This is a genomic window from Bradyrhizobium sp. WSM1743 (assembly GCF_000473065.1).
GTDB lineage: Bacteria > Pseudomonadota > Alphaproteobacteria > Rhizobiales > Xanthobacteraceae > Bradyrhizobium.
Map to the genome: position 1 here is coordinate 1 of NZ_AXAZ01000045.1, position 24,741 is coordinate 24,741.

A 24,741-nucleotide genomic window follows, 5' to 3' on the forward strand; every position below is an offset into this window, starting at 1 on the left:
CTTGCCGGCGAGCTGAACCAGCTCGTGCTTCATGTTGATGATCTGGTCCAGCCTGGCCCGGAACAGATCGCCCGATCCCGTCGCTTTGGGCTTCTTCGGTCGCATCGCCACCTCCGATGCGAGGACGGAATCATGACTGGCGATTCGATGGAATCCTCAAAACGAAATTGCAGGGTTCCGATGCCCGAAGCATCAAAACCCTGCAATCCCAAAACAGGCCACAACGAACAATGCGATCCCAGCTCAATCGCTTAGCCGCTCTTCACGGACGACTATGGAGAAGCTGCGGCGTACTGGATGCCCCGGTCAAGCCGGGGCATGACAGCGGAGATTTGCGGCGCGGGGTGTGCTCTCCTGACGTCTCAAATCTTCTGATTGTACTCGCCGACTTCGGGATGCGTGCGCAGCACGCTGTTCACCATCTCGAACATGTCGTGCATGCGCTGCTCGGAGACCGGGCTCTCGACCACGACGACGAGCTCGGGCTTGTTGGAGGAGGCGCGCACCAGGCCCCAGCTGCCGTCCTCGACGGTGACACGCACGCCATTGACGGTGACGAGATCGCGGATCGCCTGGCCGCCGATCTTCGCATCCTTCGCCTGCAAGCCCTCGAAGTGCTTCACCACCTTGTCGATGACGCCGTATTTGACCTCGTCGGCGCAGTGCGGCGACATCGTCGGCGACGACCAGGTTTTTGGCAGCGCGTTCTTCAGGTCGGCCATCGACTTGCCCGGCGCGCGGTCGAGCATGTCGCAGATCGCGATCGCCGACACCAGCCCGTCGTCATAGCCGCGGCCGAACGGCTTGTTGAAGAAGAAGTGGCCGGACTTTTCGAACCCCGCGAGAGCGGCCATCTCGTTGGTGCGGCGCTTCATGTAGGAGTGGCCGGTCTTCCAATAGGCTACCTTGGCGCCCTGCTTCTGCAGCACAGGATCGGTGACGAACAGGCCGGTGGACTTCACGTCAACGACGAACTGCGCGTCCTTGTGGATCGCCGACATGTCACGCGCCAGCATCACGCCGACCTTGTCGGCGAAGATCTCCTCGCCGGTGTTGTCGACGACGCCGCAGCGGTCGCCGTCACCGTCGAAGCCGAGGCCGACATCGGCCTCGTGATGCAGCACGGCGTCGCGGATCGCGTGCAGCATCTCCATGTCTTCCGGGTTCGGATTGTATTTCGGGAAGGTGTGGTCGAGCTCGGTGTCGAGCGGGATCACCTCGCAGCCGATCGCCTCCAGCACCTGCGGCGCGAAGGCGCCGGCTGTGCCGTTGCCGCAGGCCGCGACGACCTTGAGCTTGCGCTTAAGCTTCGGACGGGAGGTGAGATCGGCGATGTAGCGCGCCGGGTAATTTTCGTGGAATTGGTAGGAGCCACCCGCCTTGTTCTTGAACTCGGCATTGAGCACGATCTGCTTCAGCCGCGTCATCTCGTCGGGGCCGAAGGTCAACGGACGGTTGGCGCCCATCTTCACGCCGGTCCAGCCATTGTCGTTGTGCGAGGCCGTGACCATGGCGACGCAGGGCACATCTAAATCGAACTGCGCGAAATAGGCCATCGGCGTCACCGCAAGGCCGATGTCGTGCACCTTGCAACCCGCCGCCATCAGACCGGAGATCAGCGCATATTTGATCGAGGCCGAATAGCCGCGAAAATCATGACCGGTGACGATCTCTTGGCGGACACCGAGCTCGGCGATCAGCGCGCCCAACCCCATGCCGAGCGCCTGCACACCCATCAGGTTGATTTCCTTCTGGAACAACCAGCGCGCGTCGTATTCGCGAAAGCCCGTCGGCTTCACCATCGGCTCGGATTCGAAGGCGTAGGTGTTGGGCAACAATACGGATTTCGGCTTCGGGAACATTGAGACGGTCTCGTGAAAAGGGGGCAGGATTGCTGCAGCCTTAGCGAATGCCGGGCCGCAACGAAAGGCGGGAATGAAGGCTTATGGCCGATAATTGCGGCAGTTTGGTAACGAAGAAACGTTACCGCGAGGGCGGCAGAGCAAACATATCTTTTTGAAACTGACCGCGCGATCGCGCGGGGCGCCTCTACTCCTCAAGCACCAGCTGACCGTTGGAATATTCGAACCGCTTCAGGCGCGACAGGAAGGAAAGGCCGAGCAGGTTCTCGGACAGCGCCTCGTCCGGCAGCACCATGGCATCGACATCGCGCACGATAAGACCGCCGACCTCGAGCATGGCGATGCGCGTGCGCGCGGCCTTGATGGTGCCGTTGGCGGTGGAGACGGTGGCGTTGTACTCGCCGCGCGACGGACGCAGGCCGAAGCGTGCGGCCGAGGTCTCGTTCAACGCCACGACGGAGGCGCCGGTATCGATCATGAAGGCGACGCGCTGACCGTCGATCCGGCCCTCGGTCTGGAAATGACCACGGCCGTCGCGGGAGATGGCGAAGCTGCGGCCGCCGGCCGAAGCTGTGGCCGCAATCGCGACTGTCGTGCGCGGCGCCGATGTAGCGGAGGCCGAGCTCATCTTGTCCGCCATCTGCGCCATGAAGGTGCCGAGGCCGATCATGACGACCGCGATGATCATAATGTTACGCATCACACCATTTCCGAGCCGAAAGCTCGATTTCATCACGCGGCACGCCCGCCCGCGAGCAACGCCGCGGTCAGCACGATGCTATTTTGACGAAAAGGATGAGCGGACGGTTAATACGCCAGTTTAAACCTCTCCCCGCTTGCGGGGAGACGTCGGATTGCGAAGCAATCCGGGTGAGGGGGTACAGGTCTATCGATGGAGAAGCGCCTGAAGAGAGAGCCCCTCACCCCGACCCTCTCCCCGCAAGAGCGGGGCGACGGAGAGGACGTCTCATGTCCCGCGCGGCTTCGCCCGCCTTGTCGGCACTGCGCTCGCGGGATCATCGGGCCAGGGATGGCGCGGGTAGCGGCCGCGCAGGTCGGAGCGCACGGCCGCGTAGCTGCCGCGCCAGAAGCCGGGCAGATCGCGCGTCACCTGCACCGGACGCTGCGCCGGCGACAGCAATTCCAGCACCAAGGGGACCTTGCCGGCCGCGATCGAGGGATGGGTGTTGAGGCCGAACAATTCCTGCAGCCGCACCGCGATCGTCGGCCCCTGCTCGGCCTCGTAGTCGATCGCAAGCGCGCTTCCGGTCGGCGCCTCGAAATGCGTCGGCGCCTCGCGGTCGAGCCGTGCGCGCATCTCCCACGGCAGCAGCGCCATCAGCGCGTCGGAGAGATCGCCCGCGGAGATATCCTTGAGCGCGACCTTGTCGTAGAGCGCCGGCACCAGCCAATCGTCACGTCGTGCGACCAACCCGTCGTCGGACAGATCGGGCCAGCTGTCGCCCTCGGCCTTGCGCAGGAACATCACACGGTCACGCCACTGCTTGGCGGCCTTCGACCAGGGCAGCCGGTCGAGGCCGGCGGCGATCAATCCATCGGCGAGAATGCGCGCGGTTTCCTCGGAAGGCGACAGTGCGAGGGTGGCTTCGGACAGCGTGATCGCGTGCAGCACGCGCTTGCGCCGCGCGCGTAGCGCCATCGCGCCGCGGTCGAAGGAGATCTCGTCGGCGGTCTCGATGTGCTCGGCGAAATGCCGTTCGATCTCGTCCTGGGTGATTTGCGCCGCGAGCAGGATGCGTCCGCTCGCCGCCGTCCCCGTCATCTCGCCGATCGCGATGTAGGGCGCGCGGGCGAGCGAGGCGGTCTGCTCGACGGCAGCGCCACGGCCGTTGGCCAGTACGAAGCTGCCATTGCCGCGGTTGCGCGCGACGCGATCCGGAAACGCATAGGCGAGCATCAGGCCGGTCGAAATATCCTCCTGCTGCCCTGCTTTCTCCGACGCCGCGACTTGCGAGGCCCAGCGGCGCGCCAGATCGCGCGCGCTCGCTGCGCGCGGCGAGCGGTCTCGGCGGAACTGGTCGCGCCGGTGCTCGAGATCGACGCTGTCGCCCCCTAACCCGCGCTCGGTGATGATGGCGGCGATCTCGGCGGCGGCCTCGCCGCTGCCTGCACGGTGCGAATCCACGATCATGCGCGCCAGCCGCGGTGGCAGTGCCAGCGCACGCAGGCTCTTGCCCTCTGCGGTAATGCGGCCGTCGCCATCGAGCGCGTTCAGCTCGGTCAGCAAGCTCTTCGCTTCCTTCCAGGCCGGCTGCGGCGGCGGGTCGAGGAACGACAGCGTGGCGGGATCGCTGACACCCCATTGCGCGAGATCGAGCACCAGCGAAGACAGATCGGCGCTGAGGATTTCCGGCTGGGTGTAGGGCGCGAGCGAGGCGGTCTGCGGCTCGTCCCAGAGCCGGTAGCAGACACCGGGCTCGGTGCGGCCGGCGCGGCCGCGGCGCTGGTCCACCGCCGCGCGCGAGGCGCGCACCGTTTCGAGCCGGGTCAGGCCGATGTCGGGCTCATAGCGCGGCACGCGGGCAAGACCGCAATCGACGACGATGCGCACGCCTTCGATGGTGAGCGAGGTCTCGGCGATCGATGTCGCCAGCACGACCTTGCGCATGCCCTTCGGCGCCGGCGCGATGGCGCGGTCCTGCACGGCGGCATCGAGCGCGCCGAACAGCGGCACGATCTCGATGGAGGCGTCCTGCACGCGCTCTGAGAGAAAATTCTGGGTGCGGCGGATTTCGGCGGCGCCCGGCAGGAACGCCAGCACCGAGCCGCTGTCGGCGCGCAGCGCGGACGCAATCGCATCCGCCATCTGCCGCTCGATCGGCGCATCCGCCTTGCGGCCGAGATAGCGCGTCTCGACCGGAAAGGCGCGGCCCTCGCTTTCGACGACCGGGGCATCGCCGAGCAGTTTTGCCACGCGCGCACCGTCGAGCGTGGCCGACATCACCAGGATGCGCAGATCCTCGCGCAGGCCGGTTTGCGCATCACGCGCCAGAGCGAGGCCGAGATCGGCGTCGAGCGAGCGCTCGTGGAATTCGTCGAACAGGATGGCGGCGACACCGGAGAGTTCGGGATCGTCGAGGATCTGGCGGGTGAAGATTCCCTCCGTCACCACCTCGATGCGCGTCGCGCGCGAGATCTTCGAGCCAAAGCGGACGCGGTAGCCGACAGTTTCGCCAGTGCGCTCGCCAAGCGATTTGGCCATGCGGTCAGCGCTGGCGCGCGCGGCGATGCGGCGCGGCTCCAATACGATGATCTTCTTATCCTTCGCCCAGGGTGCGTCGAGCAGCGCCAGCGGCACCCGCGTGGTCTTGCCGGCGCCCGGCGGCGCCACCAGCACGGCGGCGTTGTTGGCCTCCAGCGTGCGCGACAAATCGTCGAGCACGGCATCGATCGGGAGGGGCGTGTCGAAGCTGCGGGGCAAGGAAGCATCCGGTCGTCATGCCCGGCCTTGTCCCGCCTGCGCGACCGAAGCCGCTTCGGCGGGGCGAAGGCCCGGGCATCCACGTTCTTTCAGGCGAGAGTGAACAAGACGTGGATGGCCGGGACAAGCCCGGCCGTGACGGTTTCGTTCAACAAGGATGTGCGATCAGCCCTGCACAGCGGGCCGGCCGACGCTCTCATAGGTGAAGCCGGCGGCCTCCATCTCCTCGGGCCGGTAGATGTTGCGGAGGTCGACGACGACCGGCTGCGCCATGGTCGCCCTCAACCGGTCGAGATCGAGCGCGCGGAACTGCACCCATTCGGTGACGATGACGAGCGCATCGGCGCCTTGCGCGCAGGAATAAGCGTCCTCGCAATAGGTGATATCGGGCAATTCGCCCTTGGCCTGCTCCATGCCGACGGGATCGAACGCCTTGACCTTCGCGCCCATGTCGATCAGGCCGGTGACCAGCGGGATCGACGGAGCATCGCGCATGTCGTCGGTGTCGGGCTTGAAGGTGAGGCCGAGCACGGCGATGGTCTTGCCGCGCAAGGAGCCGCCGAGCGCCTGGCTCACTTTCCGCGCCATCGCGCGCTTGCGGTTCTCGTTGACCGCCAGCACGGATTCGACGATGCGCAGGTTCACGTCGTAGTCCTGCGCGATCTTGATCAAGGCTTTGGTGTCCTTCGGGAAGCACGAGCCGCCGAAGCCGGGACCGGCATGGAGGAACTTGGTGCCGATGCGGTTGTCGAGGCCAATGCCGCGCGCGACCTCCTGGACATTGGCGCCGGCCTTTTCGGACAGATCGGCGATCTCGTTGATGAAGGTGATCTTGGTCGCCAGGAACGCGTTGGCGGCGTATTTGATCATCTCCGCGGTGCGGCGCTCCGTGAACATCAGCGGCGCCTGGTTCAACGACAGCGGGCGGTAGATGTCGCCCATCACCTTGCGGCCGCGCTCGTCGGAGGTGCCGACCACGATGCGGTCGGGGAATTTGAAATCGCGGATCGCCGCGCCCTCGCGCAGGAATTCGGGATTGGAGGCGACCACCACATCGGCCGCAGGGTTGGCTTCGCGGATGATGCGCTCGACCTCGTCGCCGGTGCCGACCGGCACGGTCGATTTCGTCACCACCACGGTGAAGCCTTGAAGCGACTGCGCGATCTCGCGGGCGGCGGCGTAGACATAGGAGAGGTCAGCGTGCCCATCGCCGCGGCGGGAAGGGGTGCCGACCGCGATGAACACGGCATCGGCATCGGCAACCGGCTTGGTCAGGTCGGTGGTAAAATCGAGCCGCTTGGCTTTCACGTTGTTCGCGACCAGCTCGTCGAGCCCAGGCTCGTAGATCGGGATCTCGCCGCGATGGAGTGCCGCGATCTTCTTCTCGTCCTTGTCGACGCAGGTGACGTCGTGGCCGAAATCCGCAAAGCAGGCGCCGGACACCAATCCCACATAGCCCGTGCCGATCATCGCAATTCGCATGAAAAATCCTGTTCCAGCTTGGTTAACGGAAGCCCAATTCGGGGCGGTTTAGCATTTTCCAGAGGTCATGGAACAGTCCGCATGCAAAAACCGGCCCGCGATTTGAACCGGTAAAGAAGTCGGAAACCACTGCGCTCCAAACTGCCCCACACCCGCACAGGGGCGGGCGGAAGCGCCTCGAAAAGGGACATCATGGCACGATCGGGCACAATCGCGGCGGCCGGGCTTTCCAAGGTCCCTTCGGCCGCGCGCATCGACTGGGTCGACTACGCCAAGGGCATCTGCATCATCATGGTCGTGATGATGCATTCGGTGCTGGGGGTCGAGCTCGCCGCCGGCCAGACCGGTTTCATGCATGTCGCCGTGGCCTTCGCAAAGCCGTTCCGGATGCCGGATTTCTTCCTGATCTCGGGCTTGTTCCTGTCTCTGGTGATTGATCGGGACTGGCGAACCTATCTCGACCGCAAGGTGGTGCATTTCGCCTATTTTTATGTCGTCTGGGTGACAATCCAGTTCGGCTTCAAGGCGCCGGCCTTTGCCGCAGAGACCGGCTGGCGCGCGGTCGGCCTGCTGTACCTCGAGTCCTTCATCGAGCCGTTCGGCACGCTGTGGTTCATCTATCTGTTGCCGATCTTCTTCGTCGTCACGAAACTGACACGCAAAGTCCCGCCGCTCGCGATCTGGCTCGTCGCCGCCGCGCTGGAGACGGCACGGATCACGACCGGCTGGACCGTCATCGACGAGTTCTGCGCGCGCTTCGTCTATTTCTATTCGGGCTACCTGTTCGCGCCTTACGTGTTCGCCCTGTCGGATCGCGCGCGGACACGTCCCGTGCTTGCGCTCGCGGCGCTCGCGACCTGGGCGCTGGTCAATGCCGGCCTGGTCGCATGGGGCGCCAGTGAATGGGCGCTCGTCTCGCTCGTGCTCGGCTTTGCCGGCGCCTGCGCCATCATTACGACGGGCACGCTGCTCGCGCGCGCGCAGTGGCTCAATTTCCTTCGCTTCTGCGGCGAGCATTCGATCGTGATCTACCTCGCCTTCTTCCTGCCGATGGCGGCGACGCGGACGCTGCTGCTCCGCACGGGCATCATAGCCGACATCGGCACGGTATCGCTGCTCGTCACCATCGCCGGCGTGCTCGGAGCGCTGGCGATCTGGCAGGTGGCGCTGCGCCTCAATGCGCGCTTCCTGTTCGAGCGGCCCGATGCGTTCTGGATCGCGCCGAGGAAGGCGGGAGCGGTGTTGCAGGCGGCGGAGTAGCTGTATTCTCGCTGTCGTCGCCCGGCTTGCCGTCTTCGCTAAAGCTTCGCCGGCCCAACACCGAAGAGCCCGACGAAGCCTTCGCGTAGCCGGGACCGGGCGACCCAGTATTCCAGAGACAGCGATTGTTGATCGATAAGCCGCGGCGTACTGGATTCCCCGGTCAAGCCGGGGAATGACAGTGGGGATAGCGGCGGCAGCAAGCCAAAAATCCGCCTCCCAAGGCTGTCAAAGCCCGCAAAAATTCATACATTGCAGCCATGCCCAAGACATCGCCGAAGACCACCGCCAAAGCTGACACCAAGGCCGCGCCAAAAGCTGCCGAGACCAAGCCCGCTGCTGCGACAGCTGCTGCCAAACCGGTCGCGGCAAAGGCGGCCGGCAAGGGCGACCACATCTTCCTGGTCGACGGTTCCTCCTACATCTTCCGCGCCTATCACGCGCTGCCGCCGCTGAACCGCAAGTCCGATGGGCTCCAGGTCAATGCCGTGCTCGGCTTCTGCAACATGCTGTGGAAGCTCTTGCGCGAGATGCCGGAAGACAACCGGCCGACGCATCTGGCCATCGTCTTCGACAAGTCGGAGATCACCTTCCGCAACAAGATCTATCCGGACTACAAGGCGCACCGGCCGCCGGCCCCTGACGATCTGATTCCGCAATTCGCGCTGATCCGCGAGGCCGTCCGCGCTTTCGACCTGCCCTGCCTGGAACAGACCGGCTTCGAGGCCGACGATCTCATCGCGACCTATGTGCGGCAGGCTTGCGAGCGCGGCGCCAGCGCCACCATCGTGTCGTCCGACAAGGACCTGATGCAGCTCGTCACCGATTGCGTCACCATGTACGACACCATGAAGGACCGCCGCATCGGCATCCCCGAGGTGATCGAGAAGTTCGGCGTGCCGCCGCACAAGGTGGTCGAGGTGCAGGCTTTGGCCGGCGATTCCACCGACAACGTGCCCGGCGTCCCCGGCATCGGCGTCAAGACCGCGGCGCAGCTGATCACCGAATATGGCGATCTCGACCAGTTGTTGTTCCGCGCCGGCGAGATCAAGCAGCCCAAGCGGCGCGAGGCGCTGCTCGAGAACGCGGAGAAGGCGCGGATCTCGCGGCAGCTCGTGCTGCTCGACGACAAGGTCGATCTCGAGGTGCCGCTGGACGACCTCGCCGTCCACGAGCCCGACGCGCGCAAGCTGATCGCCTTCCTGAAGGCGATGGAGTTCACGACGCTGACGCGACGTGTCGCCGAATATTCGCAGATCGATCCTGCCAACGTCGATGCCGATCCCGGCTACGCAAAGGGTGCGAGCGTATTCTCGCCGCTGCCGCCCTCGGACGTCGTGCCCGCACCAGGGACCGGCACACCGGCGCAGACCGCGCCGATCGAGCGCAACAAGTCGGCGGGCAAGGAGGACAAGGCTGCGAGCCCGAAGGGTGCGCCGATCTCGCTCGCCGCCGCGCGCGAAGAGGCGCTGCGCAAGCTTCCGGTCGATCGCAGCAAATACCAGACCATCAAGACGCTCAACGAGCTCGAGGCCTTCATCGCGCGCATCCATGATGCCGGCCATGTCGCGATCGAGATGAGAGCCAACTCGATCGATCCGATGCAGGCCGATCTTTGCGGCATCGCGCTGGCACTGGCGCCGAACGAGGCCTGCTACGTGCCGCTGGCGCACAAGCAGTCCGGCGGCGGCGCCGGCCTGTTCGATGCCGGCCTCGCGCCGGACCAGGTCAAGCATGACGACGCGCTGCAAGCGCTGCGGGCGGTGCTGGAATCAGCCGGCATTCTCAAGATCGGCTTCGACGTCAAGTTCACCGCTGTGATGCTGGCGCAGCACGGCATCACGCTGCGCAACATCGACGATGCGCTCCTGATCTCCTACGTGCTCGATGCCGGCCGCGGCTCGCATGCGCTGGAATCGCTGTCCGAGCGCTGGTTCGGCCATGCCATGCTGAAGGAAAACGAGCTGCTCGGCAGCGGCAAGGGCAAGATCACCTTCGACCAGGTGCCGATCGACAAGGCCGCACCGCTGTCGGCGGAAGCCGCCGACGTCGCCCTGCGCGTCTGGCGCGTGCTGAAGCCGCGCCTCGTCGCCGAGCACATGAGCGCGGTCTATGAGACCCTGGAACGGCCGCTGGTGTCGGTGCTCGCCCGCATGGAGCGGCGCGGCATTTCGATCGACCGCCAGGTGCTGTCGCGCCTCTCCGGCGACTTTGCCCAGACCGCAGCGCGGGTCGAGGCCGAGATCCAGGAGATCGCGGGCGAGCCGGTCAATGTCGGCAGCCCCAAGCAGATCGGCGACATCCTGTTCGGCAAGATGGGACTATCAGGCGGCACCAAGACCAAGACCGGCGCATGGTCGACCACCGCCCAGGTACTGGACGAGCTCGCCGAGCAAGGCCACGCCTTCCCGAAGAAGATTTTGGAGTGGCGCCAGGTCTCCAAGCTGAAATCGACCTACACCGACGCGTTGCCGACCTATGTCAATCCGCAGACCCATCGCGTGCACACCACCTACGCGCTGGCCGCGACCACGACGGGCCGGCTGTCGTCCAACGAGCCGAACCTTCAGAACATTCCGGTGCGCACCGAGGATGGCCGCAAGATCCGCCGCGCCTTCGTCGCGACACCCGGGCACAAGCTGGTGTCAGCCGATTATTCACAGATCGAGCTGCGGCTGCTCGCCGAGATCGCCGACATCCCCGTGCTGAAGCAGGCGTTCCGCGACGGGCTCGACATTCACGCCATGACCGCGTCGGAAATGTTCGGCGTGCCGATCAAGGGCATGCCGAGCGAGATCCGCCGCCGCGCCAAAGCGATCAATTTCGGCATCATCTACGGCATCTCGGCGTTCGGCCTCGCCAATCAGCTCGGCATCGCGCGCGAGGAGGCCTCCGCTTACATCAAGAAATATTTCGAGCGCTTCCCCGGCATCCGCGCCTACATGGACGAGACGCGCGACTTCTGCCGCAACCACGGCTACGTCACCACGCTGTTCGGCCGCAAGTGCCACTACCCCGACATCAAGGCCTCCAACGCCTCGGTGCGCGCCTTCAACGAGCGCGCCGCGATCAACGCCCGGCTGCAGGGCACCGCCGCCGATATCATCCGCCGCGCCATGACGCGCGTGGAGGATGCGCTGGCCGCGAAGAAGCTGTCGGCGCAGATGCTGCTCCAGGTGCATGACGAACTGATCTTCGAGGTGCCGGACGACGAGGTCGAGGCGACGCTCCCCGTCGTGCAGCACGTGATGCAGGACGCGCCGTTCCCGGCCGTGCTGCTGTCAGTGCCGCTGCATGTCGATGCGCGCGCCGCGACCAATTGGGACGAGGCGCATTGAGGCTGCTTTCCCCGGATGCTGCGCAACGCGCCGCCCTTCGCGGCGTGGTGCGCTGCTGATCCGGGCTCCACGCCGCACCAGCTGGGTCCCGGCTCTGCGGCGCACCGTTTCACGCTGCGCCGCGTCCGGGACACAGGATCTGAATTGTCCTCCGAGCAATTGCGCAATGGCTCGGTGAGGCAGCGCATATTAGAACCGTGCCGTCTCCCGCACCGGTTCACCTATGCCCCACACCTCCGCCCTGCTCGGCTTTGCCCTCGTCTGCCTCGGTCTCGTGCTCACGCCGGGACCGAACATGATCTATCTGATCTCGCGCTCGATCACGCAGGGCGCTGCGGCCGGCATCGTCTCGCTCGGGGGCGTCGCGCTCGGTTTCGTGTTCTACATGCTGTGTGCAGCGTTCGGCATCACGGCGCTGCTGCTCGCCATTCCCTTCGCTTATGACGCGCTGCGCTTTGCCGGCGCCGGATACTTGCTGTGGCTCGCCTGGCAGGCGGTGAAGCCGGGCGGGCGTTCGCCGTTCCAGGTGAGAAAGCTCGCGATCGACAGCCCGCGCAAATTGTTCGCGATGGGCTTCGTCACCAACCTGCTCAACCCGAAGATCGCGATGCTGTATCTGGCATTGCTGCCGCAGTTCATCGATCCCGCCGCCGGCAGCGTGCTGGCGCAGTCGGTGGTGCTCGGGTCGATCCAGATCGCGATCAGCGTCAGCGTCAATGCGATGATCGCGCTCGCGGCCGGCTCGATCGCGCTGTTTCTGGCGAACCGGCCGAGTTGGATGCTGGTGCAGCGCTGGCTGATGGGGACGGTGCTGGCCGGGCTCGCGGTGCGGATGGCGGTGGAAGCGAAGAAGGTGTGAGGCACACTGTCATGCCCCGGCTTGACCGGGGCATCCAGTACGCCGCGGCCTCTCGGCTCAATCACTGCCGTCTCTGGAATACTGGGTCGCCCGGTCGAGCCGGGCGACGACAGCGTCTAGCTAATCCAGCTTCGCCTCCATCCCGCGCTTCACCGCCGGACGGGCCATCAGGGTCTCGTACCAGCGCTTGACGTTGGGAAAGTCGGCCAGATCAACCTTGTGGCGAGGATGACGCCAGGCCCAGCCCAGGATGGCAAAATCGGCAACCGAGAGCTCGCCGGCGACGAAGTCGCGCCCCTCCAGGCGGCGATCCAGCACGCCGTAAAGCCGGCGCGTCTCAGCCATGAAGCGCTTCAGGCCGTAGGCCCGGTCCTGCTCGTTCTCGAGTGCGATGAAATGGTGCACCTGGCCGGGCATCGGCCCGAAGCCGCCCATCTGCCACATCAGCCATTCGTAGACCGGGATGCGCTGGCTAAGCGATTTCGGCAGGAATTTGCCGGTCTTTTCGCCGAGATAGAGCAGGATCGCACCGGATTCGAAGATGCTGACCGGCTTGCCGTCGGGCCCCTCGGGGTCGACGATCGCGGGGATCTTGTTATTCGGAGAGAGCTTGAGGAACTCGGGCGCCATCTGCTCGCCCTTGGTGATGTTCACCGGGATCACCTTGTAGCGCAGCCCCATCTCCTCCAGCGCGACCGAGATCTTGCGTCCGTTCGGCGTGTTCCAGGTGTAGAGCTCGATCGTCATTCCGGTTTCCTTCCCAAGGGGCTTGCCCCCTCAACTACTCCAGAAGGTTGCGCCCTCACAACCGGCGGACCGGGATGGCCGATCCCTGTTGACGGGAGACGCCCCCTCTGGAATGTCGCGGCCGTCGCGGATAAATTCCGCCTCCACCAAAAACGCTGTTCGAGGGACCGCCGTGTCGAAATCTGCCTCCCGCGCCCGCCTGTTCGAAATCATCCGCCGGCGCTCATTCGGCCGCGGCGAGGTGACGCTCGCGTCGGGCCGCAAGAGCGATTTCTACTTCAACCTCAAGCCGACCATGCTCGACCCCGAGGGCGCGACGCTGCTCGCCGAGCTGACTTACGAGGCGCTCAAGGACGACCAGCTCGATTTCATCGGCGGGCTCGAGATGGGCGCGGTGCCGCTCGCCGGCGCGCTGGCGCAGATCTCCTGGATCAAGGGCCATCCGATTGCAGCGTTCTTCGTGCGCAAGAAGCCGAAGGAGCACGGCGCCAAGCTCGCGATCGAAGGCCTGCCCAAGGGCGAGACGCTGGCGGGCAAGCGCGTCGTGATCGTCGAGGACGTCACCACCACGGGCGGCTCGGCGATGAAGGCGGTGGAATCGGTGCGCGAGACCGGCGCCAATGTGGTGCTGGTGCTGACCATGGTCGACCGCGAGGAAGGCGCCACCGACACGTTCGGTGCGGCCGGCCTGCCGTTCCGCTCGCTGTACAAAGCGTCGGAGTTTTTGAAGGCCTAACGGCTTTGGTGTCCCGGGCGCGGCGCAACGCGTAGCGATGCGACGCTGAACCGGGACCCACCTTTTTCGCTATCGACATGGGCCCCGGCTCTGCAGCGCATCACGCCGCGAAGGGCGGCGCGCAGCGCTGCGTCCGGGGCATGAGAAGCCGCGGAAATCGCCTCCGTTCAACCGCTCATTTACCATCCGGTCTTATGGTGAATCATGTGCTGAGACCCGAAGGGTTCCAGCCGGTTCAGTAGCGTCGGGTGGAGTAGGCGTTTGCGTACAATCTCGTCCCATGCGCGCCGGCGGCGTCGCGCGATGCTTGTGGCCGCCATGCTTGCAGCCCCGTTGCTTGCGGCCCCGGCCCCGGTTTCGGCCGAAGGCCTGTTCGATTTTCTCTTCGGCGGCATGCAGCAGCAGCGGCCGCAGCGGGAGGTGCCGCAGCAGGCGAGCTCCTACGCCGATCCCTTCACCGGGCAGCAGAATGCGGCAACCCCGCAATATGTGCCGCCGACCCGCTCGGCGGCAGCCGGCGGTTCGGGCCCGGCCTTCTGCGTGCGCAGTTGCGACGGGAAGTACTTTCCGCTGATGCGCGGCGTCGCCTCGCCCGCACAGATGTGTCAGGCGTTCTGTCCTGCCAGCGCGACCAAGGTCTATTTCGGCTCGTCGATCGACGGCGCCTATTCGCAGACCGGCGAGCGCTACGCCGACAGCGAGAACGCGTTCGCCTATCGCAAGGCGCTGCGCGCCGACTGCACCTGCAATGGCCGTGAGCCGGCTGGTCTTGCTCCGGTCGATCTCGCGCTGGATTCCTCGCTGAAAGCCGGCGACGTGATCGCCACCACCGACGGCCTTGTCGCCTATACCGGCATCCGCGTCGGCAACGACCAGGCTGCGGAATTCACCCCGGTTGCCTCCTATCCCGGCCTCACCGCCCAGGTCCGCGCGCGGCTTGGCGAGATGAAGGTGGCGCCGGTGCGGGCCGAGACGGTGTCGGCAGATGCCCCGGCGTCAACAGAGATCGTGCGTGAGGCGCTGCCGGATGTTTCAGTGCCGAAGGCGACGGCGCAGAAGCCGGCGAAGCGGGCGGGATTGGATTAGGAGAATGAGGCGTCATTCCGGGGCGATGCGTCAGCATCGAACCCGGAATTTCGAGATTCCGGGTTCATCGCTCCGCGATGCCCCGGAATGACCGCGTGTAAGGCGTTACCTCCCGATGATCACCCCGATCACGTTCGGCGCTGCCAGATATTTCTCCTCGATCGCTGCGCGTGCAGCGGCGCGGTTTTCCGGCGTCAGGAGGCCGCGCTTCTCGGCCAAGATCATCCAGCAAAAGCCCCACCAGTCGGTGAGCATGCCCTGATCGCCAACGAGGTCATAACCCTGCTCGGCCGCGAAGATGCGCGCATGCGCCTCGTCCAGCGTGTCGAGAAACAGATGGTCCTCGGTCGAGAACAGATCGTCGCTGACGTCGTCGATGGTGTAGCCCCAGATCGACTGGCACACCGCGTTGAACTCGCGATCGAACTGGTCGTCATCGACGGCATAGCGCCGTGCCGCCTGATGCAGTCGTGACAGCGAGCGCGCGAAATCGGCGATCCGGGTGAGGGCAAACTGGTCGAAGGCAATGGTGGACATGTAGTCCTCGCAAAGTCGGACAGACGCTAGATATTGTGTCGGCGATGCGCCGAATCACAATGATATATCAAAGACTTGCTAAAGTGTTCTTAATTTGTTCCAAGCCGCAGCCCATGCCTCAATAGCAGCGCGAGGCCGCAATGGCGTGGACGCGGCGGTCGCCGAGGAGATGGGCGACAAAGCCGTTCTTCGGAAAGATCTTGGCGAAGGCAGCGTCACGGATGCTGAGGCCGCCGGCATAGGCGCCGAAGGCCGGCATCACGGCACGCATCCCGTCACTGGCGAAGCAGCGGCGCTCCATCGAGCGGCCGCGCGCGGAGACGCGCGCCTTGGGATGCAGATGGCCGGCGATCTCGCCGCGCGCGCCGGTCGGCTCGTGGCGGAAGGTGATCGGGCCAATCGCGACTTCGTCCGCGATGGTGCCGCCGAGATCGCGCGGCAGCATGGGATCATGATTGCCGGAGATCCAGATCCAGTCGCGGCCGGTCTGGAGCGCGGCCACAGCGTCGCGGTCCTCGGCCGACAGGCGCTCATGCGCGGTGCGATCGTGAAAGCTATCGCCGAGGGCGATGACAATTCGCGGATCATGGCGGGAGATAACAGCAGCGAGCCGGCCGAGCGTCGCGATGGTATCGTAAGGCGGCAACAGCACGCCGCGCGTGGCGAAGCTGGACCCCTTTTCCAGATGCAGGTCCGAGACGACCAGCAGGCGCTGCTCTTCCCAGAACAGCGCGCCGGAGAGATCAGCCGCGAAGGTCACGTCGCTGATGGTGACTGTGGAAACGCGCATGTCCTCGCCATCCCCTGAAACCAGCGCGCCTGCCGTCACGTCCTACCCGCTTCTATCCATCGCCTCTTTGACCAGCTCGTCGGCGGCTTCCGCCAACAGCTCGTCTGCAGCTTCGCCATAAACTGACTCGCGGCCGATTTCCAGCATCACGGGCACCGCGAGCGGGGAGACGCGGTCGAGTTCCCGGTGGGTGATGCGGCCTTTGATACGAATCAGCATGTCGCCGAGGCGGCGCAGGTCGAGCAGGCCGGTGGCGGCATCGGCGCGCGCGGCGCGGAGCAGGATGTGATCGGCCTGGTGCTTGCGCAGGACGTCGTAGACGAGGTCGGTCGAGAACAGCACCTGGCGGCGGCTCTTCTCCTCCCCGGTGTGGCGGCGCGCGATCAGGCCGGAGATGATCGCGCAGTTGCGGAAGGTGCGCTTCATCAGCGCGGATTCGGCGAGCCAGGCTTCGAGATCATCGCCGAGCATGTCTGGATCGAACAGCGCATTGAGGTCGATCCGACCGTCGCGGATCATGAAGGAGAGGTCGCCGAGCCCCCAGATTGCCACCGCATATTCATTGGCGACGAAGCCGAGCGGCCGCGCGCGGGCGCGCTCGAGGCGGCGCGTCAGCAGCATGCCGAGGGTCTGATGTGCGAGACGTCCCTCGAAGGGATAGCAGACGAGATAATGCTTATTGGCACGCGGAAAGCTCTCAACGAGAAGCTCGCGGACCGCCGGCACGCGCGAGACGTCCTTTTGCAACGACAGCCAGTCGCGCACCTGCTCCGGCAAGCCGCCCCAGGCGCGCCCGTCGTCGAGCAGCCGGCGCACGCGCTCGGCGAGATAGGTCGAGAGCGGAAACTTGCCGCCCATATAGGACGGCACCTTCGGGTCCCTGTCATGCGCGCGCGAGACATAGACCTGATCCTCGACCAGGGTTTCGTAGCGCACCACCTCACCTGAGAACACGAACGTGTCGCCTGGGCTGAGGCCTTCGATGAAGGCTTCCTCGATCTCGCCGAGCAAGCGGCCGCCCCGCGCGATCACTCCGGTCGAGCCCGTACCGCCGCCGCGCGATCGCACCAGGCGCACCTTGAGCATGTCGTCCTCGACGATGGTGCCGACATTCAGCCGATAGCTCTGCCGCACCTTGGGATTGGCGACGCGCCAGCGGCCTTCCTTGTCCTGCTTGATGCGGGCGAAGCGCTCATAGGTTTTCAGCGCGTAGCCGCCGGAGGCGACGAAATCGACGACGTCGTCGAAATCCTGCCGCGACAGGTTTGCATAGGGCGCGGCGGTGCGGACTTCGCCATAGAGCTCGTCCGAGAAGAAGGGTTCGGCGCAGGCGCAGCCGAGCATGTGCTGGGCCAGCACGTCGAGCGCACCGAGGCGCAAGGGCGGCGTGTCCTGCGCATTCTCGGCGATCGCATCGATGGCGACGCGGCACTCCAGCACCTCGAAGCGGTTGGCCGGCACCAGCACCGCGCGCGAGGCCTCGTCGAGACGGTGGTTGGCGCGGCCGATGCGCTGCATCAGGCGCGAGGAGCCCTTGGGCGCGCCGATATTGACGACGAGATCGACGTCGCCCCAGTCGACGCCGAGGTCGAGCGAGGAGGTGCAGACCACGCCGCGCAGTCTGCCCGCCGACATCGCGTCCTCGACCTTGCGGCGCTGGGCGACGTCGAGCGAACCGTGATGCAGCGCGATGGCAAGGCCGTCGTCGTTCATGCTCCACAGATTCTGGAACAGCATCTCGGCCTGGCTGCGGGTGTTGACGAAGACCAGCGTGGTCTTGTTGGCCTTGATTAGCTCGTAGATCTCGGGGAGCGCGTGGCGCGCGCTGTGGCCGGCCCAGGGCAGCTGCTCGCGCGTATCGAGCATCTCGACCACGGGCGGCGCGGCACCGCCGGCGACGACGATGTCGGCAGCCGCTTCCCTGCCGTCGGGCTGCGGCACCAGGAAGCGCGCGAGCTGATCCGGCTCGGCTACGGTCGCCGACAGGCCGATCGCACGCATCTGCGGCGCGAGGCGCCAGAGCCGCGCCAGCCCGAGCGAGAGCAGATCGCCGCGCTTGGACGTCACCAGCGCATGCAGCTCGTCGAGCACGATGCGCTTCAGGGAGGAAAACAGGAACGGTGCGTCGTCGGAGGAGAGCAGCAGCGCGAGCTGCTCGGGCGTCGTCAGCAACACGTCGGGCGGATAGCGCCGCTGCCGCTGGCGCCGCGACACCGGCGTGTCACCGGTGCGGGTCTCGACCTTGATCGGCAGCGCCATCTCCGCGATCGGCCGCTCCAGATTGCGCGCGATGTCGACGGCGAGCGCCTTGAGCGGCGAGATGTAGAGGGTGTGCAGGCCGCCGCTGCGTTGCACGCTGCGGCCGGTGGAGACGAGGTTCTTCTTCGCGCGCGCGTCTCGTATGAGCGACGGCGCCGAAAGCTCCACCAGCGTCGGCAGAAATCCCGCGAGCGTCTTGCCGGCGCCGGTCGGCGCGATCAAGAGCGCGCTAGCGTCCTCGCGGGCCTTCTCCAGCAGCGCCAATTGATGCGCGCGCGGCGACCAGCCGCGGGCTGCGAACCAGGCCTGGAAGCGATCCGGCAGCAGCGCGGCAGGCTCGGCCGATGTTTGGAGGATACGGGGCGGCACGGCATGACAGGTAAGCCGTGAGGGCGGCTTCGTCGAGGGGTGGCCCTCCCCGCCTGCGGCGAGAAGGGCTATCACTTAGGCATTTTGCACGACCTGAGCGCGCGCCTCGTGCTTCGAGACGACCGCTTCGCGGTCTCCTCAGGATGAGGCTAAGCAGCATCGCGCTCGCTGAAACTGCTGCCACGCATTCCGCCCTCATCCTGAGGGCCCGCCAATGGCGGGCGTCTCGAAGGATGGCCACAGCGGAGGTCCCTCCCACAGACGACGGCCAGCGCTCTCACGCCCCGGCCGGCACCTGATCGAGAAACCCGGTCACGCTTCTGATCCGGCCGTCCTTTAGCACGGCGAAATCCGTGCCCTTGATCGGGCTGTCGGCGCCGTCAGGACCAAGTCCCCACGAAAAGCGGATGTGATCGCCGTAGCCATTGGGCTCGCCGATCAGCTTGAATTTGAAATCGGGAAAGCGCTGCTGCACGCCGGCGATCAGCGCCTCGATGCCGTCCTGCCCGTCGCCCTTCATCACGGGATCGACATAGCTCGCATCCGTCGTCCAGCTTTCGCTGAGCAGCTCGCGGCGCCGCTCGGCCGTGCGCTCGTTCCAGAGCTCGATGTAGCGGCGGGCGATGGTGACGGGATCGGTCATGATGTTCTCCTTCGATGGCGCCGTGTGGTCCGGCTGACCTGACTATCGAAGGTTCACGCGCGTTGATCGATTACCTCGAAGGTCATCAACGCGCGTGAAGTTCTCGCGAAATTACTTCGCCGCCGTCACCATGATCTCGACGGTATATTGCGGGGCCGCCAGCTTGGCTTCGACGGTGGCGCGCGCCGGGGTGTTGCCGGGCGAGACCCAGGCGTCCCACACTGCATTCATCTCGCCGAAAGTCTTCATGTCGGTGATGTAGATCGTGGCCGAGAGCAGCTTCGACTTGTCGGTGCCGGCCTTGGCGAGGTGGCCGTCGATGGTCGCCAGGATGTCCTGGGTCTGCTTCGTCACGCTTTCGCCGGCAGCCTTGTTCGCAACGACGCCGGCGAGATAGACGGTGTTGCCGTGCACGACGACCTGGCTCATGCGCGGGCCGGTTTCAAAACGCTGGATGCTCATCTGGGATCTCCTGGTGGAATGGCGGCCCTGTCTAGCCCAGCGATTTGCGGTGTGCCACCCCTGGCACGCATGCGTTGCCTGGCACGCATGCGTTGCCCAGCAATGCATGCGTTGTTCACTCAAACTGACTGAAAAACGTCCAGATCGTTTCGGCGCCGTCGATGTCGCCGTTTTGCGATCCAAGCATGCTCCTGGCAACCTTCGGGAAGCGGGCATCCGGAGCGAAGCCGGGCATGCGGTGGCCGCCATGGTTGATGCGATAGAGCACGACGTCGTGCCCAGTCGGACAGCGCGAGCTGATCCGTGTCACTGTGGACTGGTCTGCGGGCGCCCTGTCGGGCATGTCGGTCACCCCGGCGTCATCGGTCTCGCAGCCATTGAGCCTGCGCCAGAACGCCAGCGTCTCGTCGGTCGACCAGAATCCGTCTGCGGCGAAATAGCTCGATCCGCGCCCGCCCTCGTAGGGGACCAGCGGGTCGGCGGTACCGTTCATGAGCAGCATCGGCACCGGCCGCGATGGATGACAGGTGACGGCGGCCTCGTCGGTGAGATTCATGATCACGCTCGCACCGGCGGCAAACAGATCGGCGCGGGCGCAGAGGAGTGTCATCGCCATGGCGCCGCCATTGGAGATCCCGGCGACATAGACGCGGCGAGGGTCGGCCGTGCCGTTCGCCACCAGTTTCTCGACCAGCTTGCCGATGAAGGCGACGTCGTCGGTGCCCGGCGGCGGGCCTCGCAGCGCGGGTCCCGCCTTGGTCCTCGCATCGGCCCAGGCGTGGTTGAGGCCATCAGGAAAGACAACGGCCAGACCCTCGCGCCTGGCAAGCTGCGGCCACGCCGTCCGCGCGACCATGTCGGCGCCACGTTGCGTCTTGCCATGCAGCACGATCACCAGCGGTGCGGGCTTTTTCGCCGGCAATTGCGCGATGTAGGAGCGCTTCACGCCGTTAACATCGACAGTGTCGGCCCATGCAGGAGAGAAGCAGCAGATCACCGCCAACCAGAACAGGGCAACGTGCAAGGCGGGTCGCATCATCCAGGCCATGATCGGTATCATCGATGGCGTTTAGCCGGGTTCGACGCACGTAACCAAGTTCAAGATCTCGGCGCGACCTTCGACCGCATGTATATACCGTCTGATGGCACAAATATTCTGCAGCAATCGAGCGAAGTGAGATAGACTGCAATTAATAGTTGAGACCTAATTTTCACGACGGGGGGCTGAATTGCGCCACCTGGAAAACTACCTCGACCCTTCGGAGATACTTCGTCTTTTTGAAGAAAAATTTGGGGCGGGCGTCTGGCGCTGCGATGCTGAAGGCCGGATGCAGTGGTCGCGTGGCTTCTACGGCCTGCTGGGCCTCGATCCCAATGCCGTCGCGCCCAGCTATGCGGAAATCGAGAGACGAATTCATCCGGAGGATCGCCGCCCGCAGCGCGATCCACGCGGATTCGCGTTCGACCGGTCTTTGCTCGACGGCGAGTTTCGCATCATCCGGCCGAACCGTGCACTGCGCTGGCTCCGTATCCAGTCCGAGACTTTTCTGAACTCCGCCGGCGAGCCGGAATGCGTGGTCGGCGTCGTCGTCGACATCACCGAACAACGCAGATCGCTGCAGCCTCTCAAGACAGATGCGGGTCGCTACGCGGCGCTCACGCAAGTCGCAGGCGGACTGCTGTGGGTCGGCAGCCAGGACGGCCGGATTACCTCGCTCTTGAACGCGGAGAACAAGCCGGACGCGCACCGGTTCTTCGGCAAAGGCTGGCTCGATCTGCTTCCCGAAGAGGAGCGCGAAACGGCCTTGCGGATCTGGGCGGCTGCCGCCGAAACGGGACAGCCCTACGATGTCGAGCATCGACTGCGCCAGTCCGACGGCTCCTACCGCTGGTACCATTGCAGGGCTGTGCCGGTCCCGGACGCGGATGGCAGTATTCGGGAGTGGTTGGGAATCTCCACGGACGTGCACGAGGAGCGGCTCTCGACCGAACAGGTCTCGACGTCGAGGTTGACGGGCGCGCAATTGCGCGCGGCCCGCGGCATGCTGAACTGGTCGGTGAAACAGCTCGCCGCACGCACCGGGATTTCTGCTGCCGTGATTCGCCGGCTTGAGGAGCAGAATGGTCTCCTGCGCCTGCCCGACGAGACATTGAGGACTCTTTGCGCCACACTCTCGTCTGCGGGCATCGAGTTCATCTTCGGAGCCGGAAAACCCGGCGTGAGGCCAAGATAATCGTCAAGCAGCAAATCGCGACCGCCATCGATTTTTGCGGAGATCGAGGTGAGATCGAGCCCGCTTTTCACCAGTTTTGGTGTTGGCGCAGCGCTCTGCCGATTGAGAGACAAAAAATCGTGACAGGCGTCGCCTCTGATTCCGGCAGCACCAAGCAGCGCTCAATTTTTGCGCGTTGAGCGACCCTCGCGAACAAATTTTTCTTAATGTCGCGATAAGCAATTTTGGTCACCTTGACCGCACACGTCAAAGTCAGGGTCGGAGGGACGTAAAACTGGCGGTAGTAGCAGGGTACGGGCGCTGCATCGTCCTCGGGATTGCTCAAACGGCTCACGCCTCGATCTGTCTGGGATCATTTGCCAGCCGGGTGCGCCAATGCTGCCGCGATCGGAATAGTGGGGTATCGCCCGATCTGGTCATGTCAAACGATCGTATCGGTCTGCGGCATCGTCCACGCGGGGATTTTCATGCGACGTCTTAGGCCAAAGCGGCCATAGCTGCGGAGTATTTGCCAATGTCTTCCTATTTCAATTTTCGTATCGGTGGCCGGTTGATCGCAGGATTTGCTGCAGTTTGCGCCATCATCGCGCTTTCCGTCGGGTACACGATGCTCGAGGTCGGGCGCATTTCAACGACGGTCAATCGCATGACGAACCTGCGCACGCCAGTCGCGCTGGCGAGCACCGAGCTGATCGGTAATCTCTATTCCACGCTCGCCACCTTACGCGGCTATTTGCTGAGTGGGAATCCGCAAGGCAAGCTCGATCGCGCGTCGATGTGGAAGGAGATGGATAGGACAGTAGCCGCATTCGACGAGCAAGCGGCGCAGTTCACCAATCCCGAGAACAGGCAGAAGTGGGAGCAAGCCAAGCTGTTGCTCGCCGAATTTCGCGCGGCGCAGGACAAGGCCGAAGCGATCGCTTTCACTCCTGATGCCTACCCCGCGACCAAGCTCATGGTCAGCGAGGCCGGCCCGCGCGCAGACGTGATCTTCTCCGAGATCACGAAGATGATCGATCAGGAGGAGGCACAGGAAGCGACGCCGGAACGGAAGAAATTGCTCAAGGCTATGGCCGATACGCGGGGCAATTTTGCCGCTGCCACGGCCCAGCTCCGGATGTATCTGCTCTCGGGCGAAAAGACCGACAAGGAAAAATTCGTGAGGCCATGGGAGGCCTTTGAGAAAGGCTATGCCGGAGTCAATGCACGAAAGGACCTGCTCATTGCCTCGCAACAGGCGTCCTTCGATAAGATCGCGAAGGCAAAAAGCGAGTTCGCGCCCCTCTATGAAAGGATCTTCGCGCTTCGCGAGTCCCCGGACTGGAACGCGCCGGTTCATCTGCTGGTGACCGAAGCCGCCCCGCGCGCCGCAAGGATTCTCGACCTGCTCGACGGACCCAAGGGCGTCGACGGCACCCGCTCGGGAGGCATCAAGTCCAATCAGAAGCGGATGCTCGCCATGGAGACGCTGGGCGTGCAGGAGAGCATCTCGCTGCTGAAGCTCATCTTGTGGACGCTGTTGGCAGCGGGAGTCGGCCTTGGCGGGACAATCGCATTGTTCACGTCCCGCTCGATCGCCGCGCCGATCCGGGGGATGACCCTTGCCATGGGCAAGCTCGCCGGCGGCGACACCTCCACGAACGTTCCCTGCGTGGGCCGCACCGACGAGGTCGGCGAGATGGCCAATGCGGTCCAGGTGTTCAAGGACAACATGATCGAGGCCGACCGTCTGCGTGCCGAGCAGGCACAAATGGAGGCTCGCGCGGCCGCTCAGCGCAAGGCCGACATGCACAGGCTCGCGGGTCAGTTCGAGGACGCGGTCGGCGACATCGTGAAGACGCTGTCGTCCTCGGCGACGGAGCTCGAAGCGGCGGCCCGGACCCTGAGCAAGACAGCGGAAAACACCCAGGAGCTGTCGAGCGTCGTCTCTGCCGCTTCCGAGGAAGCCTCGACCAACGTTCAATCGGTTGCCTCCGCCACCGAAGAGATGAGCTCGTCAGTGACCGAAATCAGCCGCCAGGTGCAGGACGCCGCCAGAATTGCCGGCGCCGCGGTGGAGCAGGCGCAGAGGACCAATGATCGGGTCAACAAGCTGTCGCAGGCGGCCACCCGCATCGGCGACGTCGTCGAACTCATCAACACGATCGCGGGGCAGACCAATCTGCTCGCTCTGAACGCCACGATCGAAGCGGCGCGAGCCGGCGAAGCGGGGCGCGGCTTTGCTGTGGTTGCATCGGAGGTCAAGGCGCTGGCCGAACAGACAGCGAAGGCGACCGGAGAGATCGGCCATCAGATCGCCGACATTCAAGCCGCCACCCAGGAGTCGGTGGTCGCGATCAAGGAGATCAGCGGAACAATCGGCAGGATCTCCGAGATTTCTTCGGCCATCGCATCGGCAGTCGAAGAGCAGGGAGCGGCGACGCAGGAGATTGCCCGCAATATCCAGCAGGCGGCGCAAGGCACCGACCAGGTCGCAGCCAACATCAGCGATGTGAAGCACGGGGCAGCGGAGACTGGTTCGGCTTCGACCCAGGTGCTTGCCTCTGCGCAAATGCTGTCGAGGGACAGCGCGCGATTGCACTCCGAGGTCGAGCAGTTCCTGACCACGGTTCGCGCCGCCTGACCCGAAGAGACG

Annotated in this window: 18 protein-coding genes; 7 read left to right on the top strand and 11 right to left on the bottom strand. The window is 64.9% G+C overall.

All coding sequences use genetic code 11. From position 1 onward, the window contains the following. Nucleotides 1-362: 362 nt before the first annotated feature. The 4 genes from YU9_RS0124270 to YU9_RS0124285 form a co-directional block, all read right to left on the bottom strand. A complete protein-coding gene (locus tag YU9_RS0124270; RefSeq protein ID WP_027575134.1) occupies nucleotides 363-1,862 on the bottom strand; it encodes a phosphomannomutase/phosphoglucomutase in 1,500 nt (499 codons plus the stop codon). A gap of 187 nt (nucleotides 1,863-2,049) precedes the next feature. Then, complete coding sequence (locus YU9_RS0124275) at nucleotides 2,050-2,562, bottom strand: TIGR02281 family clan AA aspartic protease (protein ID WP_027575135.1); 513 nt, start codon at nucleotides 2,560-2,562, stop codon at nucleotides 2,050-2,052. A gap of 267 nt (nucleotides 2,563-2,829) precedes the next feature. After that, nucleotides 2,830-5,304: an ATP-dependent helicase HrpB gene (gene hrpB / locus YU9_RS0124280; RefSeq protein ID WP_027575136.1), complete on the bottom strand. Its 2,475-nt coding sequence runs from the start codon at nucleotides 5,302-5,304 to the stop codon at nucleotides 2,830-2,832. Between the two features lie 165 nt (nucleotides 5,305-5,469). Then, on the bottom strand, nucleotides 5,470-6,786 hold the full coding sequence (locus YU9_RS0124285; protein WP_027575137.1) for a UDP-glucose/GDP-mannose dehydrogenase family protein: 1,317 nt from the start codon (nucleotides 6,784-6,786) through the stop codon (nucleotides 5,470-5,472). 192 nt (nucleotides 6,787-6,978) lie between these two features. Here YU9_RS0124285 and YU9_RS0124290 point away from each other — a divergent pair, with 192 nt between their 5' ends. The 3 genes from YU9_RS0124290 to YU9_RS0124300 all read left to right on the top strand — a co-directional run bounded on the left by YU9_RS0124290 (nucleotide 6,979) and on the right by YU9_RS0124300 (nucleotide 12,243). Further along, the gene (locus tag YU9_RS0124290; RefSeq protein ID WP_027575138.1) at nucleotides 6,979-8,046 is read left to right on the top strand and encodes an acyltransferase family protein; all 1,068 of its coding nucleotides are present in this window, start codon (nucleotides 6,979-6,981) and stop codon (nucleotides 8,044-8,046) included. A 260-nt stretch (nucleotides 8,047-8,306) separates the two neighbouring features. Continuing rightward, the gene (gene polA / locus YU9_RS0124295) at nucleotides 8,307-11,384 is read left to right on the top strand and encodes a DNA polymerase I (protein WP_027575139.1); all 3,078 of its coding nucleotides are present in this window, start codon (nucleotides 8,307-8,309) and stop codon (nucleotides 11,382-11,384) included. A gap of 223 nt (nucleotides 11,385-11,607) precedes the next feature. Further along, on the top strand, nucleotides 11,608-12,243 hold the full coding sequence (locus YU9_RS0124300) for a LysE family translocator (RefSeq protein ID WP_027575140.1): 636 nt from the start codon (nucleotides 11,608-11,610) through the stop codon (nucleotides 12,241-12,243). 120 nt (nucleotides 12,244-12,363) lie between these two features. On the opposite strand, the gene YU9_RS0124305 is transcribed toward YU9_RS0124300, so the two are convergent. Continuing rightward, nucleotides 12,364-12,990: a glutathione S-transferase family protein gene (locus YU9_RS0124305; RefSeq protein ID WP_027575141.1), complete on the bottom strand. Its 627-nt coding sequence runs from the start codon at nucleotides 12,988-12,990 to the stop codon at nucleotides 12,364-12,366. A gap of 172 nt (nucleotides 12,991-13,162) precedes the next feature. Here YU9_RS0124305 and pyrE point away from each other — a divergent pair, with 172 nt between their 5' ends. Next, nucleotides 13,163-13,726 (top strand): orotate phosphoribosyltransferase, encoded by a 564-nt coding sequence (gene pyrE / locus YU9_RS0124310; RefSeq protein WP_027575142.1) that lies wholly within the window; start codon nucleotides 13,163-13,165, stop codon nucleotides 13,724-13,726. A gap of 303 nt (nucleotides 13,727-14,029) precedes the next feature. Next, nucleotides 14,030-14,812 carry a DUF2865 domain-containing protein gene (locus YU9_RS0124315; protein WP_027575143.1) on the top strand — a complete coding sequence of 261 codons (783 nt, stop codon included), beginning with the start codon at nucleotides 14,030-14,032 and terminating at the stop codon, nucleotides 14,810-14,812. Between the two features lie 105 nt (nucleotides 14,813-14,917). Here the strand turns inward: YU9_RS0124315 and YU9_RS0124320 are convergent, their stop codons facing one another. The 6 genes from YU9_RS0124320 to YU9_RS0124345 all read right to left on the bottom strand — a co-directional run bounded on the left by YU9_RS0124320 (nucleotide 14,918) and on the right by YU9_RS0124345 (nucleotide 20,908). Beyond that, entirely contained in the window at nucleotides 14,918-15,349 is a 432-nt protein-coding gene (locus YU9_RS0124320; protein WP_027575144.1) for a hypothetical protein, read from the bottom strand. A gap of 118 nt (nucleotides 15,350-15,467) precedes the next feature. Further along, the gene (gene pdeM, locus YU9_RS0124325) at nucleotides 15,468-16,139 is read right to left on the bottom strand and encodes a ligase-associated DNA damage response endonuclease PdeM (protein ID WP_051380499.1); all 672 of its coding nucleotides are present in this window, start codon (nucleotides 16,137-16,139) and stop codon (nucleotides 15,468-15,470) included. A 42-nt stretch (nucleotides 16,140-16,181) separates the two neighbouring features. After that, nucleotides 16,182-18,767: a ligase-associated DNA damage response DEXH box helicase gene (locus tag YU9_RS0124330; protein WP_027575146.1), complete on the bottom strand. Its 2,586-nt coding sequence runs from the start codon at nucleotides 18,765-18,767 to the stop codon at nucleotides 16,182-16,184. Between the two features lie 277 nt (nucleotides 18,768-19,044). Next, the gene (locus tag YU9_RS0124335; protein WP_027575147.1) at nucleotides 19,045-19,410 is read right to left on the bottom strand and encodes a nuclear transport factor 2 family protein; all 366 of its coding nucleotides are present in this window, start codon (nucleotides 19,408-19,410) and stop codon (nucleotides 19,045-19,047) included. Between the two features lie 111 nt (nucleotides 19,411-19,521). Beyond that, a complete protein-coding gene (locus YU9_RS0124340) occupies nucleotides 19,522-19,872 on the bottom strand; it encodes a RidA family protein (RefSeq protein ID WP_027575148.1) in 351 nt (116 codons plus the stop codon). A 115-nt stretch (nucleotides 19,873-19,987) separates the two neighbouring features. Beyond that, the gene (locus YU9_RS0124345; RefSeq protein WP_371259193.1) at nucleotides 19,988-20,908 is read right to left on the bottom strand and encodes a PHB depolymerase family esterase; all 921 of its coding nucleotides are present in this window, start codon (nucleotides 20,906-20,908) and stop codon (nucleotides 19,988-19,990) included. A 193-nt stretch (nucleotides 20,909-21,101) separates the two neighbouring features. On the opposite strand from YU9_RS0124345, the gene YU9_RS0124350 reads away from it, so the two are divergent. After that, on the top strand, nucleotides 21,102-22,106 hold the full coding sequence (locus YU9_RS0124350) for a PAS domain-containing protein (RefSeq protein WP_027575150.1): 1,005 nt from the start codon (nucleotides 21,102-21,104) through the stop codon (nucleotides 22,104-22,106). A 514-nt stretch (nucleotides 22,107-22,620) separates the two neighbouring features. Continuing rightward, the gene (locus YU9_RS0124355) at nucleotides 22,621-24,729 is read left to right on the top strand and encodes a methyl-accepting chemotaxis protein (RefSeq protein WP_027575151.1); all 2,109 of its coding nucleotides are present in this window, start codon (nucleotides 22,621-22,623) and stop codon (nucleotides 24,727-24,729) included. Nucleotides 24,730-24,741 lie beyond the last annotated feature (12 nt).